Raw genomic sequence first — 16,132 nt, 5'->3', positions numbered from 1 at the left:
TGACAACAGCGGCCCGTTCGAGGAGATAGCATGATCGTTCGTCCCGTACGCAGCAGCGATTTACCGGCCCTGATTGATCTGGCGCGCAGCACCGGCACCGGCCTCACCACTTTGCCGGCCAACGAAGAGCGCCTGACCCACCGGGTTGGCTGGGCGGAAAAAACCTTTCGCGGCGAAGCCGGGCGCGGCGATGCCGACTACCTGTTCGTGCTGGAAAACGATGAAGGCCGCGTGGTCGGCATTTCTGCCATTGCCGGTGCCGTGGGCCTGCGTGAGCCCTGGTACAACTTCCGGGTCGGGCTGACCGTCAGCGCCTCCCAGGAGCTGAATATCTACCGCGAGATTCCGACGCTGTTTCTGGCCAACGACCTCACCGGCAATTCCGAATTGTGCTCGTTGTTTTTGCATGCCGATTATCGCAACGGTCTTAACGGCCGCATGTTGGCCAAGGCGCGCATGTTGTTTATCGCGGAGTTCCCGCAATTGTTCGGCAACAAGATCATTGCCGAGATGCGCGGCGTATCCAACGACGCCGGGCGTTCGCCGTTCTGGGAAAGCCTGGGTCGACACTTCTTCAAAATGGAGTTCAGCCAGGCCGATTACCTTACCGGTGTGGGCAACAAGGCGTTTATCGCCGAGCTGATGCCGAAGTTTCCGCTGTACAGCTGCTTCCTGTCCGAGGATGCGCGCAACGTGATCGGCAAGGTCCATCCGGACACCGAGCCGGCCCTGAGTATGCTCAAGAGCGAAGGGTTCAGCTATCAGGGCTATGTCGATATCTTCGATGCAGGCCCAGCGGTAGAGTGTGAAACCAGCAAAATCCGTGCGGTGCGCGACAGCCAGTCGCTGGTGTTGGCCATCGGCACGCCTGGGGACGACGCCACGCCGTTCCTGATCCATAACCGCAAGCGCGAGGAGTGCCGTATCACTGCTGCTCCGGCCCGGCTGGCGGCAGGTACCCTGGTGGTCGATCCGCAGACCGCCAAGCGCCTGCAGCTGGTGGTGGGTGATCAAGTGCGTGCCGTACCGTTGTCTGCTGCTCGGGAGTCCAAGTAATGAATTCGCTGTATATCGCAGGTAGCTGGCTGGCTGGCCAGGGTGAGTTGTTCGAATCGCGCAACCCGGTGACCCAGCAGGTATTGTGGGCCGGCAACGGCGCCACCGCCGAGCAGGTCGAGTCCGCCGTGCAGGCGGCACGCCAGGCATTCCCCGCGTGGGCTCGTCTGCCGTTGGAAGAACGCATCAGCGTGCTGGAAGCCTTTGCCAGCACCCTGAAAAGCCGTGCCGATGAAATTGCCCGCTGCATTGGTGAGGAAACCGGTAAACCCTTGTGGGAATCGGCTACCGAAGTCACCAGCATGGCCAACAAGATCGCCATCTCGGTGCAGAGTTATCGTGAGCGCACCGGCGAAAAGAGCGGCCCATTGGGTGATGCCACCGCGGTATTGCGTCACAAGCCTCACGGCGTGGTGGCGGTGTTCGGCCCGTACAACTTCCCCGGGCATTTGCCCAACGGCCATATCGTCCCGGCCTTGCTGGCGGGTAATACCGTGCTGTTCAAACCCAGCGAGCTGACCCCGAAAGTTGCCGAGCTGACCGTGCAATGCTGGATCGAAGCCGGGCTGCCGGCGGGCGTGTTGAACCTGCTGCAAGGCGCGCGGGAAACCGGCATCGCCCTGGCCGCCAACCCCGGCATAGACGGCTTGTTCTTCACCGGGTCCAGCCGCACCGGCAATCATCTGCATCAGCAGTTTTCGGGACGCCCGGACAAAATCCTCGCCCTGGAAATGGGCGGCAACAACCCGCTGGTCGTGGATGAAGTGGCCGATGTGGATGCGGCGGTCTACGCCATCATCCAGTCTGCGTTTATCTCGGCTGGTCAGCGTTGCACCTGCGCCCGTCGCTTGTTGGTGCCGGAAGGCGCCTGGGGCGATGCATTGCTGGCGCGGTTGGTGGCGGTGAGCGCAACGATTGAAGTCGGTGCGTTCGACCAGCAACCGCCGCCGTTCATGGGCTCGGTAATCTCCCTTGGCGCGGCGAAAGCCTTGATGGACGCCCAGGAATTGATGTTGGCCAATGGCGCCGTAGCGCTGCTGGAAATGACCCAGCCACAGGATCAGGCCGCATTGCTGACCCCAGGCATCATCGACGTGACCGGCGTAACCGAGCGCGAAGACGAAGAACTGTTCGGCCCGCTGTTGCAGGTGATTCGCTACGCGGATTTCGCCGAGGCAATCGCAGAGGCCAACAACACCCAATACGGCCTGGCCGCTGGCCTGTTGTCGGATAGCGAAGCGCGTTACCAGCAGTTCTGGCTGGAAAGCCGTGCCGGTATCGTCAACTGGAACAAGCAGTTGACCGGCGCCGCCAGTACCGCACCGTTTGGCGGGGTAGGGGCCTCGGGTAACCATCGGGCCAGTGCGTATTACGCGGCCGATTATTGTGCGTATCCGGTGGCGTCGCTGGAAACGCCGAGCCTGGTGGTGCCAGCCACGTTGACCCCTGGCATTACACTGATCTGAACGTGGGAGGGGGCTTGCTCCCGATGGCGGTGTGTCAGTCACCTAATTAGTCAACTGACACCCTGCTATCGGGAGCAAGCGCCCTCCCACATTTGAACTGTGGTGTATTCAGTAATTTGATGCCTATAAAAACAGATGTTCGTGGAGCCTCGCCGATGAAATCCTGTGAAGTCAATTTTGACGGTCTAGTGGGGCCGACCCATAACTACGGCGGTTTGTCTTTCGGCAACGTCGCATCCCAAAGCAACAGCCAGCAACATTCCAACCCCAAGGAAGCGGCGTTGCAGGGCCTGCAGAAAATGAAAGCCCTGATGGACATGGGCTTTGTGCAAGGTGTGTTGGCGCCCCAGGAACGCCCGGATGTGGCTGCTTTGCGTAACCTGGGTTTCAGCGGAACCGACGCCCAGGTAATTCAGCAAGCGGCCAAGCAGGCCATGCCGTTGCTGGTAGCGAGCTGCTCGGCTTCCAGCATGTGGGTAGCCAACGCGGCCACTGTCAGCCCGAGCGCTGATACCGCAGACGGTCGCGTGCATTTCACCGCCGCCAACCTCAACTGCAAGTACCATCGCAGCATCGAACACCCCACCACCAGCCGCGTGCTGGGCGCGATGTTCGCCGATGCAAAGCACTTTGCCCACCACGCCGCCTTGCCGGCGGTGGCGCAGTTCGGTGATGAGGGCGCGGCCAACCACACGCGCTTTTGCCGTGAGTACGGTGAGGCGGGTGTTGAGTTCTTCGTGTTTGGCCGCAGTGCCTTCGACAGCCGTTATCCGGCCCCGCAGAAGTACCCGGCGCGCCAGACCCTTGAAGCATCCCAGGCAGTCGCGCGCCTGCACGGCTTGAAGGATGACGGCGTGGTCTACGCCCAGCAGAACCCGGCGGTGATCGATGCCGGCGTGTTCCACAACGATGTAATCGCGGTGGGCAACGGCGAGATGCTGTTCTACCACGAGGACGCATTCCTCAACACCGAACAGATGCTCGCCGAGCTGCAAGCCAAGTTGGGCAAGCTGGGCGGCAACTTCCAATCCGTCTGCGTACCCCGTGCCCAGGTCAGTGTCGAGGACGCGGTGCGTTCCTACCTGTTCAACAGCCAGTTGCTGACCCGCCCTGACGGTTCGATGCTGCTGATTGTGCCGGAAGAGTGCCGCAGCAATGAGCGTGTGTGGCACTACCTGCAGGGCCTGACCAGCTCCGGTGGGCTGATCCGCGAAGTCAACGTTTTCGACCTCAAGCAAAGTATGCAGAACGGCGGCGGCCCGGCGTGCCTGCGTTTGCGCGTCGCCTTGAACGAAACCGAACTGGCGGCGGTGAATCCAGGCGTTATCATGACCGCGCCACTGTACGAAACCCTGACCCAATGGGTTGGCAAGCACTACCGCGACAGCCTGCGCGAAACCGACCTGGCTGACCCGCAGTTGCTGCTTGAGTGCCGGACGGCACTGGATGAACTGACGCAAATCCTTAAACTGGGCTCGGTTTATCCTTTCCAGATCAATTAACGCCATACGGCTGAGATATTTTATTTATGACCGACACCCTGAAACTGATCCTTGAAGACACCGACGGCACCCAGCTGGAAACGTCCTGCACTCGCGTTGCCGTGGTCTGGCAGGGCAAGGAGATCTGGATCCAGCACGACGGCCGTGGCCAACTGCTGATTGGTGTGGACGTCGAAGAGGGCGACGCCGAGTACGCCAACCTGCTGATGCGTCCCTTGGCGACCAACCTGATGAGCCTGCAACTGGAAATGGAACCGGCCGACGTTGAGGGTGATGATGACGATCACGTCCATGGTCCTGGCTGCAACCACTAAGGAAGCTGCTTATGCTCGCCCTCGGCAAACTGCTTGAACTGACCCTCGCCGGTCGCGAACCGGCGCAAAAAATTCAACTGACTGTCGACGGCGTGCAGATGCGCTGGCTCAGCGAGGGCGCGCTCGAAGTGCGCCCCCCTGAGGCTCGGGACAATGGCAGCGACCTGCTGCTGTCGTCCGGCATCCATGGCAACGAAACCGCGCCGATCGAACTGCTCGATCGCCTGTTGCATGGCATCGCCCGTGGGGAAATCAAACCCCGCTCCCGTATTCTGTTCCTGTTCGGCAACCCCGAGGCCATGCGCCGCGGCGAGCGTTATCTCGAACTGGACATCAACCGGCTGTTCAACGGCCGGCATGAAAGCAACATTGGCCCCGAGGCCATGCGCGCTGCCGAACTCGAGCAACTGGCGCGCAGTTTTTTCAGCCAGCCCGGTCGATCACGCCTGCACTACGACCTGCACACCGCGATTCGTGGTTCTAAGATCGAGCAGTTTGCCCTCTACCCTTGGAAGGAGGGGCGTCAGCATTCGCGCCGTGAACTGGCGCGCCTGAACGCCGGCGGTATGCAAGCGGTATTGCTGCAGAACAAAACCTCGATCACTTTCACTGCGTTTACCTACGAACAGTTGGAAGCCGAAGCCTTCACCCTGGAACTGGGCAAGGCCCGGCCGTTCGGGCAGAACCAGAGCGTGGACGTGTCCCGGCTGGAGGCACGCCTCAAGCACATCATTGAAGGCGATGAGCCGCCGACAGAAAGCCTGGACGGCCTGCAACTGTTTGCCGTCTCTCGCGAGGTCATCAAGCACAGCGACGCCTTCCTGATGCACCTGCCGGCGGATGTGGAAAACTTTTCGCAATTGGAAAAGGGTTATCTGCTGGCCGAAGACGTGGCCAAGACGCGCTGGGTGATCGAGGAGGAGGGTGCCCGCATCATCTTCCCCAACCCGAAGGTGAAGAATGGTTTGCGCGCAGGGATTCTTATCGTGCCTGCCACGGATGCTGGGTTGGCTTAAATCTTAAGCCCAACTGGATCCAAATGTGGGAGGGGCGGTGCGACGTTTCGACTTGCCCCCGATAGCCGTATACCAGTCAGCCCATCTGCAACTGACTCACCGCCATCGGGGGCAAGCCCCCTCCCACATGTTGTTTTGCAGTGTTGCTTAGACCGCTACAGCACGCGGCTCACTACGGCGGATCGCCCGCACCTTGTGCAGGGTATCGGCGCAGGTACGCGCAGCTTCCTGACCCTTGTGCACGAAGTGTTCATAGAAGAACGTGGTGTGCTCGCTGCCGGCGTGGAAGTGATGCGGCGTCAGGGACACCGAGAACACCGGCACTTCAGTTTCCAGTTGAACCTGCATCAAACCGCTGACCACTGACTGGGCGACGAATTCGTGCCGGTAGATGCCACCATCCACCACCAGCGCGGCGGCGACGATGCCGGCGTAGCGACCGGTCTTGGCCAGCAACTTGGCGTGCAGGGGCAATTCAAAGGCACCGCCGACTTCAAAGAAGTCGATGTCCGATTCCTGATAGCCCTGGGCGATCAGTTCGGCAAGAAAGCCTTTGCGCGATTGGTCGACGATATCCTTGTGCCAGCAGGCCTGGACAAACGCGATGCGCTCGCCGTGATGGTTTTTGCTTTTGCTGTCGATTGCGGTGGGTTGCATGTTCTGACTCCTGTTTAAGAAAAAAACAGGGCGTTATGAATCGAATGGGATTTAAGGGTATGCACAACGGCGTCATGCAAGCATGAGGTCAGTGCGCGGCCCTTAGGTGCCAATCCCGTTCTCTCTTCATCCGGACTATGACCGTCGGCCCCGGGATCACACCGGGTCTGCTGACCTTGTCGCCGTCCTGCCGGAGCAGTTCGAGGCGCCAAGCGCTCGCGGGCTATGCACATTGCGTGCAATTACCGCCGGTGGGGAATTGCACCCCGCCCTGAGAACGTTGCCGCCAGAACCCTGGCGGCGGAGAGTTTTTAACACGGTTTTTCAAAAACTGCACGGTTGCCGTATCGATAAGCTATATCGGTTTGTTTGGTTGGTATTCGATTGAATGCAGTGGGGGCTTGATATTGCGTGGCTTTGCCCGCAGTAATCACACACAAAAGGACTTATCCATTCCGTTAGAGGCCCCCTTCATGACCGTGATTGACCTGCGCAGCGACACCGTGACCCAACCCACCCCCGGTATGCTCGACGCGATGGCCGGCGCCGTCAGCGGTGATGACGTCTATGGCGAAGACCCCAGCGTCAACAAGCTGGAGGCGGAACTGGCCAAGCGTCTGGGCTTCGCCGCCGCGCTGTTCGTGCCCACTGGCACCATGAGCAATTTGCTGGCATTGATGGCCCACTGTGAGCGCGGCGAGGAATATATCGTCGGCCAGCAGGCCCATACCTACAAATACGAAGGCGGCGGGGCGGCCGTGCTGGGTTCGATCCAGCCGCAGCCGCTGGAAGTGCAAGCGGACGGTTCCCTGGACCTTGACCACGTGCTGGCGGCGATCAAGCCTGACGATTTCCACTTTGCCCGCACGCGCTTGCTGGCGCTGGAAAACACCATGCAAGGCAAGGTCCTGCCGATGGAGTACCTGGCCAAGGCGCGTGCGTTTACCCGTGAGCATGGCCTGGCCTTGCACCTGGACGGGGCGCGGATCTACAACGCAGCGATCAAGCTGGGGGTGGATGCGCGTGACATCGCCAAGCATTTCGATTCGGTGTCGGTGTGCCTGTCCAAGGGCCTTGGCGCACCGGTCGGCTCGGTGCTGTGCGGTTCCACGGCGTTGATCGCCAAGGCCCGGCGCCTGCGCAAGATGGTCGGTGGCGGAATGCGTCAGGCAGGTTCGTTGGCGGCAGCGGGGCTGTATGCCCTGGAACATCAGGTACAGCGCCTGGCCGAGGACCACGCCAACGCGCAGTGGCTGGGTGATGAGCTGCGCAAGGTCGGTTACACGGTGGAGCCGGTGCAGACCAACATGGTCTATGTACAAATTGGCGAGCAGGCGCAGGCGTTGAAAGCCTTTGCCGCAGAGCGCGGGATCAAGTTGAGTGCCGCGCCGCGCCTGCGTATGGTCACCCATTTGGATGTCAGCCGGGCACAGATCGAGCAAGTCGTGCAGACATTCGTCGCATTTTCGCAGAAATGACAGTGCAGACCGTCTAATTGACTGTTTCTATCACATAAACACGCTGTACCACCGGCGAAGGGCCGATATAATGCGGCCCTTTGCCGTCGCTCCGTCTGATGATGTTGCGCACTGGCCTTTGGCCGCAGCCTCCGTGGAAGAACCTAATGAAAAGCGCAGAAATCCGTGAAGCCTTCCTTCGCTTCTTCGAAGAGCAAGGTCACACCCGTGTAGCCTCCAGCTCCTTGATCCCAGGCAATGACCCCACCCTGCTGTTCACTAACGCGGGGATGAACCAGTTCAAGGACTGTTTCCTGGGCCAGGAAAAGCGCGCCTATACTCGCGCCACCAGCAGCCAGAAGTGCGTACGCGCCGGCGGCAAGAACAGCGACCTGGAAAACGTCGGTTACACCGCGCGTCACCACACGTTCTTCGAAATGCTGGGTAACTTCAGTTTCGGCGACTATTTCAAGAAGGATGCGATTACCTTCGCCTGGACCTTCCTGACCGGCGTGCTGAAACTGCCCAAGGAAAAACTCTGGGTTACCGTCTACGCGACGGACGACGAAGCCTATGACATCTGGACCCAGCAAATCGGTGTACCTGCCGAGCGCATGATTCGCATCGGCGACAACAAGGGTGCGCCTTACGCTTCCGATAACTTCTGGACCATGGGCGATACCGGCCCGTGCGGCCCTTGCACCGAGATCTTCTACGATCACGGTGCGGACATCTGGGGTGGCCCACCCGGCTCGCCGGATGAAGACGGTGACCGTTACATCGAAATCTGGAACAACGTGTTCATGCAGTTCAATCGCACCGCCGATGGCGTGTTGCATCCGCTGCCGGCGCCGTCGGTGGACACCGGCATGGGCCTGGAGCGGATCAGTGCGGTCATGCAGCACGTTCATTCCAACTATGAAATCGACCTGTTCACCAACCTGCTGAGCGCTTCGGCTACGGCCATTGGTTGCACCAATGAAGGCCAGTCGTCGCTCAAAGTGGTATCGGACCACATCCGTTCCTGTGGCTTCCTGATTGCCGATGGTGTGTTGCCGTCCAATGAAGGGCGTGGCTACGTGCTGCGTCGCATCATCCGTCGCGCCTGCCGTCACGGTAACAAGCTGGGTGCCACCGGCAGCTTCTTCTACAAAATCGTGGCTGCACTGGTTGCCGAGATGGGCGATGCCTTCCCGGAACTCAAGCAGCAGCAGAGCAATATCGAGCGCGTACTCAAGGCCGAGGAGGAGCAGTTCTCCAAGACACTGGAGCATGGCCTGAAGATTCTCGAGCAGGACCTGGCTGAGCTCAAAGGCTCTGTGGTACCGGGCGACGTGGTGTTCAAGCTTTACGACACCTACGGTTTCCCGATGGACCTGACCGCCGATATCGCCCGTGAACGCGAGCTGACCATCGATGAAGCCGGGTTTGAGCGTGAGATGGAAGCCCAGCGTGTGCGTGCGCGTTCCGCCAGCTCCTTTGGCCTGGACTACAACACCCTGGTCAAGGTGGACGTGCCCACCGAGTTCATCGGCTACAAGGCTACCGCCGGCTCGGCCAAGATCGTTGCCATCTATAAAGACGGCAAGTCGGTCGATGTATTGAACGAAGGCGAAGAAGCCGTGGTGGTGCTGGACCAGACCCCTTTCTACGCTGAATCGGGTGGCCAGATTGGTGATTGTGGTTTCCTCAGCTCGACGTCCGGCCGTTTCGAGGTGCGCGACACCACCAAGACCGGCGGTGCTTTCCTGCATCACGGTGTGTTGGTGCTGGGCAGCCTGACCGTCGGCGCGCCAGTGGATACCCAGGTCGATGCCGACGTACGGCATGCAACTGCATTGAACCACTCGGCCACTCACTTGCTCCACGCTGCCTTGCGTCAAGTGCTGGGCGAGCATGTTCAGCAAAAGGGCTCGCTGGTCGACAGCCAGCGCCTGCGGTTTGACTTCAGCCACTTTGAAGCAATCAAGCCTGAGCAGATCAAGGCGCTGGAAGATATTGTCAACGCCGAGGTGCGCAAGAACACGCCGGTAGAAACTGAAGAAACCGACATCGAAACCGCCAAGGCCAAGGGCGCCATGGCGTTGTTTGGCGAGAAGTACGGCGACGAAGTTCGCGTGCTGAGCATGGGTGGTAGCTTCTCGGTCGAGCTGTGTGGTGGTATCCACGCTAACCGTACCGGCGATATCGGCCTGCTGAAAATCATCAGCGAAGGTGGTGTGGCGTCCGGTGTGCGTCGTATCGAGGCGGTGACCGGTGCTGCGGCCCTGGCTTACCTCAATGCCGCCGAAGAACAACTCAAGGAAGCGGCCAGCCTGGTCAAGGGCAGCCGTGACAATCTGATCGACAAACTGTCTGCCGTGCTGGAGCGCAACCGTGCGCTGGAGAAACAGCTGGAGCAGTTGCAGGCCAAGGCGGCCAGCGCTGCGGGCGATGATCTGTCGGCCTCGGCGGTTGACGTCAAGGATGTGAAAGTTCTGGCGGCGCGCCTGGACGGTCAGGACGGCAAGGCGTTGTTGGCCTTGGTCGATCAGTTGAAGAACAAGCTCGGCCGCGCAGTGATCCTGCTCGGCAGTGTCCATGAGGATAAGGTCGTTCTGGTTGCCGGTGTAACCAAAGACCTGACTGGCCAACTCAAGGCCGGTGATTTGATGAAGCAAGCCGCTGCGGCAGTGGGCGGCAAGGGCGGTGGTCGTCCGGACATGGCACAAGGCGGTGGTGCAGATGCCGGTGCCCTGGATGCGGCCCTGGCCTTGACCGTGCCGTTTGTCGAGGCAGGTATTTAAGGCACTGTTAATCGGCCCGTGGTCTAGTCACGGGCTTGTTCAGTGCGGGTGGATTGGATATTAGGCGCCCCTTTACGGGCTGAGGCGGCTTGGAAATGGCTTTGATCGTACAGAAATTTGGAGGCACCTCGGTCGGCTCTGTAGAAAGAATCGAGCAGGTCGCCGACAAGGTTAAGAAATTCCGCGATGCCGGCGATGACCTGGTAGTGGTGCTGTCAGCCATGAGCGGCGAGACCAATCGCCTGATCGACCTGGCCAAGGCTATCAGTGGGGATCAACAGCCGTTGCCACGTGAGCTGGATGTGATTGTGTCCACGGGCGAGCAGGTAACCATTGCGCTGTTGGCCATGGCTCTGAACAAGCGTGGCGTGCCAGCGGTGTCCTACACGGGCAGCCAGGTGCGCATTCTCACCGACAGCGCGCACACCAAGGCGCGTATCCTGCAGATTGATGATCAGAAAATTCGTACTGATCTGAAGGCTGGGCGCGTGGTAGTTGTAGCGGGTTTCCAAGGTGTGGACGAGCAAGGCAACATCACCACCCTCGGGCGTGGCGGTTCTGACACCACGGGTGTGGCACTGGCGGCAGCGCTCAAGGCTGACGAATGCCAGATCTATACCGACGTGGATGGCGTCTACACCACTGACCCGCGCGTCGTGCCAGTGGCCCAGCGCCTGGACAAGATCACCTTTGAAGAAATGCTGGAAATGGCCAGCCTTGGTTCCAAGGTGCTGCAGATTCGCGCGGTGGAGTTCGCCGGCAAGTACAACGTTCCGCTGCGCGTATTGCACAGCTTCAAGGAGGGTCCGGGCACCCTCATTACTATTGATGAAGAGGAATCCATGGAACAGCCGATCATTTCCGGCATCGCTTTCAACCGCGATGAAGCCAAGCTGACGATCCGTGGCGTGCCAGACACCCCGGGCGTGGCTTTCAAGATTCTGGGTCCTGTCAGCGATGCGAATGTTGAAGTCGACATGATCGTGCAGAACGTTTCGCACGATAACACCACCGATTTCACCTTCACCGTGCACCGCAACGAATACGATGCGGCATTGAAAATCCTGCAGAACACAGCGAGCGAGATTGGCGCCCGTGAAGTGGTCGGCGATACCAAGATTGCCAAGGTATCGATCGTAGGGGTGGGCATGCGTTCCCATGCCGGCGTTGCCAGCCGTATGTTCGGGGCCCTTGCCAAGGAAGGCATCAACATCCAGATGATTTCCACTTCGGAAATCAAAGTCTCGGTAGTGCTCGAAGAGAAGTACCTGGAACTGGCTGTACGCGCGCTGCATACCGCTTTTGAGCTTGACGCTCCGGCCCGACAGGGCGAGTGATGTATTGCCAGGAAGGCGCGGTTTACCGCGCCTTTCATTTTTTTGTGGGGCGCATGTTCTTTTGCGTGGGCTCGACAATACTTAGGTGTGTAGGGCTACGGCTTTTGGGTTGTAGGTCGAATGCCTTTTTTTTGCAGACTGTTGTTCCTGAACTGAAATGCGTGAGGAGAAAGGCATGCTGATTCTGACTCGTCGTTGCGCAGAAAGCCTGATTATCGGTGATGGCGAAATCACCGTGACCGTGCTCGGCGTCAAAGGCAATCAAGTGCGTATTGGGGTTAACGCTCCAAAAGAGGTAGCGGTTCACCGCGAGGAAATCTACCTGCGGATCAAGAAAGAGAAGGACGAAGAACCAAGCCTTTAATTTTTATCGTTTTTTATGTTTGCAAACGGGGATGAACGTGGTTAATATACGCCCCGTGTTGCGGAGAGCTGGCCGAGTGGCCGAAGGCGCTCCCCTGCTAAGGGAGTACACCTCAAAAGGGTGTCGGGGGTTCGAATCCCCCGTTCTCCGCCATTATTTGCTTAGTACGTTGCAATCTGGTTTTTTCGGTAAGTTGTTGAAAATACTCGAAAAAATAGCTTTACATAGAGATTGAACGGCCTATAATGCGCGGCAACAAATGCACTCGTAGCTCAGCTGGATAGAGTACTCGGCTACGAACCGAGCGGTCACAGGTTCGAATCCTGTCGAGTGCACCATTTAAGAGTTAGTTGCAGCGATGCAGGTAACTCGGCTTCAACCAGTTGTGATCTGGTCTAAAAACACAATCTGCACTCGTAGCTCAGCTGGATAGAGTACTCGGCTACGAACCGAGCGGTCACAGGTTCGAATCCTGTCGAGTGCACCATACAAACAAAAAGCCCGCCTAGTGCGGGCTTTTTGCCGTCTGGGGTTTATGTAGGTTTTATCCTGGTGTGGGTCTTTTTATCTTTCCCATGTGTTTTCCCTCTCCTGCGTGTCGTCGCATTTCTATAGGTGCAGCCAATACTGAACATTGGCTCGCAAGCGCTTGTTCTTTCCAGTTTTTTAACGTTTAAAACGGCCGGGCGGTGTATCATGCGCCCGTCAGCCCCGTCGGGGCTTGTGGAATACCTCCATGGACTTACCCAGTAGTGACTCAGTACCCCGTTTTACCAATCATGAATTGACTGATTGATCCTTCCGGCGTGCCCCGCTGCTGGGAGTGGAGTTCGCCTATGACCGAAGTAGAAGTAAAGAAAACACAAGAAAGCCTGCAGGATCGTCTGGCTCAAGTCATCGAGCTGCTGCAGCGCCAGCGCGTGGTCGAAGACCTCACGCACCGCCAGGAAGGTCCGAACCACGACCGCGTTGAAAACCTGGTTCACCGGCAAAACCTCGTCGAGTTACAACGCAAGCTCGATGACCTGCACTCCGCCGACGTTGCCTACATCCTCGAAGCTTTGCCGCTGGATGATCGACTGACCCTTTGGCAGTTGGTCAAGGCCGATCGCGACGGTGACATCCTCCTGGAGGTGTCTGACTCGGTCCGTGAAACGCTGATCGCCGACATGGATGATCATGAGCTCCTGGCCGCCGCCAAGGAGATGGATGCGGACGAACTGGCCGACCTGGCACCTGAGCTGCCCCGGGATGTTGTCCATGAGTTGATGGAGGCGCTCGATACGCAGCAGCGTGAGCGCGTGCGATCGGCGCTGTCCTATGACGAGGACCAGGTCGGTGCGCTGATGGATTTCGAGATGGTCACCATCCGCGAAGACGTCAGTCTGGAAGTGGTACTGCGTTACTTGCGTCGCCTCAAAGAGCTGCCGGGCCATACCGACAAGCTGTTCGTGGTCGACTACGAGGGAATTCTCAAAGGCGTATTGCCGATCAAGCGCCTGCTGGTAAATGATCCAGAGAAGAAAGTAGCTGACCTGATGGCCAGCGATACCGTCAGCTTCCATCCTGACGAAGATGCCTACGACGCGGCCCAGGCCTTTGAGCGTTACGACTTGATCTCGGCTCCGGTGGTCGACAAGAACGGCAAGTTGATCGGTCGTCTGACCATCGATGAAATCGTTGACTTGATCCGTGAAGAGAGTGAAACCGAAGTCCTCAACATGGCGGGTTTGCGTGAAGAGGAAGACATTTTTGCGTCAGTCTGGCGTTCTCTGCATAACCGCTGGGCCTGGCTGGCGGTTAACCTGATCACGGCATTTATCGCGTCTCGTGTCATCGGGTTGTTTGAAGGTTCAATCGAAAAGCTGGTGGCATTGGCAGCGTTGATGCCGATTGTGGCGGGTATCGGCGGTAACTCCGGTAACCAGACCATCACCATGATCGTGCGGGCCATGGCGCTGGATCAGGTGAGTACGGCCAACTCTTCACGCCTACTGCGCAAGGAGCTGGCTGTGGGCCTTATCAACGGCCTGGTGTGGGGTGGAGTGATTGGTGTGGTGGCCTATCTCCTTTATGGCAGTTGGTCCTTGGGTGTAGTGATGACGGCCGCCATGACCCTCAACCTGCTGCTGGCTGCCTTGATGGGGGTATTGATCCCTATGACGCTCGCGCGCCTTGGTCGCGATCCCGCCATGGGAGCCAGCGTGATGATTACTGCCATGACTGACAGTGGTGGCTTCTTCATCTTCCTGGGCCTGGCAACGATCTTCCTGCTCTGATCCTTTCTGCGGGGGCATGTCTGCCCCCGCTTTGCTTCCCATCTCCAAAATTCAGGCAAAAAAAAGCCAGCACATGGCTGGCTTCGGCTTTCAGTGTCAATCAATTGGCTTCTGCGGCCGCCTCAACATCGTGAGCGATAAGCGAGACGAGGGCGTTTTGCTGGCGGTGGGAGAGCTGACGAAAACGCTGCAGCAGTTCGCGTTCGTGCAGTGACAGCTCCGGGCTATCCAGGCGCATGCTCAACTCTTCACCCAAGGCACCTTCCTGAATAAGGCTTTGTTCCAGGCGTGCGATGATTTCAGAGTTCATGCTGCGGTGATGATTGCGAGCCACCTCGGCAATGCGTTCCCGCATTCCGTCTGGCAGACGTACGACGAATTTGTCAGCCGTACGGCTGGAATAAATTGCCTGTTTCAATGGGCGCATATATTTAACCGGTTAGTTCAGGGGAGCGGTTTCTGGAATTGGCCGCAAGATGAGTGTTAAGACAAGGCTCACGACCAAAGTTCAACCCGAATTGCAAAGAGGCCGCATCATGCCTCAGATTTGCCATTTCATTGGCGTCAATTCTGTGACAAATATTGAACCGCCTAAAGGCTTTGTGCCAGTACTGAATTGCATTTTTGCGGACTGGTTTGAAAACTTTGGCGCTGATGCAGTGCTAGTCCATCAACGCGCAGGGCTACGGCGCATCTGGGTTGAAGGGCGCAGCGCAATATGGCCTTTTGCCCTCAGTCTTAAGCCTAGTGGCAGTTTGCCGATTTGCTAGGGTGATTCGACATAAGGTAGGGGGGGAGGGGGTTAGCGCAGCAATGGATCGAACTTGATTCGGCGACCGGCGATGAGGGCCAACATCAGTAAGCTACCAAACACGGCGCTGACGATGAAAGCGGTGGCTTGAACTCCAGGGGAGTCAGTAGCGAGGGCCAGAAAGCCTGCCATGAGGGTCAAGCATAGAAAAAACCAGGCAGGTTTGGACATTGATAGTTATCTCAGAAAACCCAGTGCTCGGATGTAGGTGCTGCTTGTGTTTCTTGGGTCAGGAGAACGGGTGACTGCTCGGTAGCAGTGGCTACCGCCAGCTGGGGGCGTTGTTGCAGATGATGGGGAACTGCTTGGCTGGCCAGTGCGGCATCTTGAGTATTGACTGGCTGGAAATGAAATATCACCAGTGCGGCCAGGGCTACGGCATTGAGAGCTAATAGTAGGATGCTATTCATGGTCATGTTCTCCGCGGTGCTTGGTTCGCTTGGTTTATGCAAAGAGCATTGCAGATGCCGTGCCAAACTATTTTCCCTTTAAAATCAATTGGTTGATTTGCCTATGTGGGGGTTTCGGGTTGCAGTTTGCAATGATGGCATTTTGAGGTAATGCAATTTGCACGATCACTGCAAGTCCCCGTGTTTACTGGGTGAAGCTATAAAGATATGTGCAAGGATCGCCCTACAAGCAAAATGCCTAAGGACGACATGACAAAAACTACCTCGACCGTTAATATGCACGCCGTCTGTCGCTGGTCTCATCCGTGACGCGCTTGTCATTTGTCCCAGTAGCTCAATTGGATAGAGCATCCCCCTCCTAAGGGGAAGGTTGGCCGTTCGAACCGGCCCTGGGACACCATCTTTATAGACTGAACGCCTGCCATGGCGTTTAGTGCTATCTACAAGACATCCGCTTTTCTCTCTGCTGCATTTCCTTCGATCTGAATCCTGCTATCTGTTGATAGCCTGGCATTTGTTGCAGGTTGTTTTTTGCGTCAGGAGGATCCAGTGCGGGCAATGCGCTGGCTCCCTTCTCTATATATAGAGATTCACAGAGGCTCCAGGCCTGGTGCACGGCAGGTCAAATGGGAGTTTTGAGTTTTTTGATTTGATGGGGTTGACGCACATGCAAATCC

Annotated in this window: 14 protein-coding genes, 4 tRNA genes and 1 riboswitch; of the genes, 14 read left to right on the top strand and 4 right to left on the bottom strand. The window is 58.0% G+C overall.

The window, feature by feature from the left end:
* The first annotated feature begins 30 nt into the window (after positions 1-30).
* The 5 genes from astA (at position 31) to astE (ending at position 5,354) form a co-directional block, all read left to right on the top strand.
* Positions 31-1,056, top strand: coding sequence for an arginine N-succinyltransferase (gene astA, locus FW800_RS19665; RefSeq protein WP_005790626.1), 1,026 nt, complete (start codon positions 31-33; stop codon positions 1,054-1,056).
* Positions 1,056-2,522 (top strand): succinylglutamate-semialdehyde dehydrogenase, encoded by a 1,467-nt coding sequence (gene astD, locus FW800_RS19660; protein WP_446438278.1) that lies wholly within the window; start codon positions 1,056-1,058, stop codon positions 2,520-2,522. Before astA ends, astD begins: the two co-directional genes overlap by 1 nt.
* Before the next feature lie 155 nt (positions 2,523-2,677).
* Positions 2,678-4,024, top strand: coding sequence for an N-succinylarginine dihydrolase (astB, locus tag FW800_RS19655; RefSeq protein WP_148853737.1), 1,347 nt, complete (start codon positions 2,678-2,680; stop codon positions 4,022-4,024).
* 26 nt (positions 4,025-4,050) lie between these two features.
* Entirely contained in the window at positions 4,051-4,338 is a 288-nt protein-coding gene (locus FW800_RS19650) for a hypothetical protein (RefSeq protein ID WP_003175651.1), read from the top strand.
* Between the two features lie 11 nt (positions 4,339-4,349).
* Positions 4,350-5,354, top strand: coding sequence for a succinylglutamate desuccinylase (gene astE / locus FW800_RS19645; RefSeq protein WP_032879833.1), 1,005 nt, complete (start codon positions 4,350-4,352; stop codon positions 5,352-5,354).
* 147 nt (positions 5,355-5,501) lie between these two features.
* Here astE and FW800_RS19640 read toward each other — a convergent pair whose 3' ends face one another.
* On the bottom strand, positions 5,502-6,011 hold the full coding sequence (locus tag FW800_RS19640; protein WP_446438277.1) for a 6,7-dimethyl-8-ribityllumazine synthase: 510 nt from the start codon (positions 6,009-6,011) through the stop codon (positions 5,502-5,504).
* Positions 6,012-6,124: 113 nt separating this feature from the next.
* A riboswitch (FMN riboswitch) is annotated at positions 6,125-6,294 on the bottom strand.
* 190 nt (positions 6,295-6,484) lie between these two features.
* Between FW800_RS19640 and ltaE the strand changes: the two genes are divergently transcribed.
* From ltaE to mgtE, 8 genes are all read left to right on the top strand, one after another.
* Positions 6,485-7,489 carry a low-specificity L-threonine aldolase gene (ltaE, locus tag FW800_RS19635; protein WP_446438276.1) on the top strand — a complete coding sequence of 335 codons (1,005 nt, stop codon included), beginning with the start codon at positions 6,485-6,487 and terminating at the stop codon, positions 7,487-7,489.
* Between the two features lie 146 nt (positions 7,490-7,635).
* Positions 7,636-10,254: an alanine--tRNA ligase gene (gene alaS, locus FW800_RS19630; protein ID WP_446438275.1), complete on the top strand. Its 2,619-nt coding sequence runs from the start codon at positions 7,636-7,638 to the stop codon at positions 10,252-10,254.
* A 95-nt stretch (positions 10,255-10,349) separates the two neighbouring features.
* A complete protein-coding gene (locus FW800_RS19625; protein ID WP_005790609.1) occupies positions 10,350-11,591 on the top strand; it encodes an aspartate kinase in 1,242 nt (413 codons plus the stop codon).
* A 175-nt stretch (positions 11,592-11,766) separates the two neighbouring features.
* On the top strand, positions 11,767-11,955 hold the full coding sequence (csrA, locus tag FW800_RS19620; RefSeq protein WP_003175645.1) for a carbon storage regulator CsrA: 189 nt from the start codon (positions 11,767-11,769) through the stop codon (positions 11,953-11,955).
* Between the two features lie 62 nt (positions 11,956-12,017).
* Positions 12,018-12,108, top strand: a tRNA-Ser gene (locus tag FW800_RS19615).
* 108 nt (positions 12,109-12,216) lie between these two features.
* Positions 12,217-12,293 (top strand) — tRNA-Arg (locus FW800_RS19610).
* A gap of 72 nt (positions 12,294-12,365) precedes the next feature.
* Positions 12,366-12,442 (top strand) — tRNA-Arg (locus tag FW800_RS19605).
* A gap of 349 nt (positions 12,443-12,791) precedes the next feature.
* On the top strand, positions 12,792-14,234 hold the full coding sequence (mgtE, locus tag FW800_RS19600; RefSeq protein ID WP_005790606.1) for a magnesium transporter: 1,443 nt from the start codon (positions 12,792-12,794) through the stop codon (positions 14,232-14,234).
* A gap of 100 nt (positions 14,235-14,334) precedes the next feature.
* On the opposite strand, the gene FW800_RS19595 is transcribed toward mgtE, so the two are convergent.
* From FW800_RS19595 to FW800_RS19585, 3 genes are all read right to left on the bottom strand, one after another.
* Complete coding sequence (locus tag FW800_RS19595) at positions 14,335-14,661, bottom strand: Arc family DNA-binding protein (protein ID WP_003193592.1); 327 nt, start codon at positions 14,659-14,661, stop codon at positions 14,335-14,337.
* A 375-nt stretch (positions 14,662-15,036) separates the two neighbouring features.
* On the bottom strand, positions 15,037-15,216 hold the full coding sequence (locus tag FW800_RS19590) for a PA3371 family protein (RefSeq protein ID WP_446438274.1): 180 nt from the start codon (positions 15,214-15,216) through the stop codon (positions 15,037-15,039).
* Positions 15,217-15,227: 11 nt separating this feature from the next.
* Positions 15,228-15,455, bottom strand: coding sequence for a hypothetical protein (locus FW800_RS19585; RefSeq protein ID WP_446438273.1), 228 nt, complete (start codon positions 15,453-15,455; stop codon positions 15,228-15,230).
* Positions 15,456-15,778: 323 nt separating this feature from the next.
* Here FW800_RS19585 and FW800_RS19580 point away from each other — a divergent pair.
* A tRNA-Arg gene (locus tag FW800_RS19580) sits at positions 15,779-15,855 on the top strand.
* Positions 15,856-16,132 lie beyond the last annotated feature (277 nt).

This window comes from Pseudomonas sp. 910_23 (genome assembly GCF_052850795.1).
Note: the sequence above shows the minus strand (reverse complement) of the source record. Positions and strands in the feature narration are given on the sequence as shown.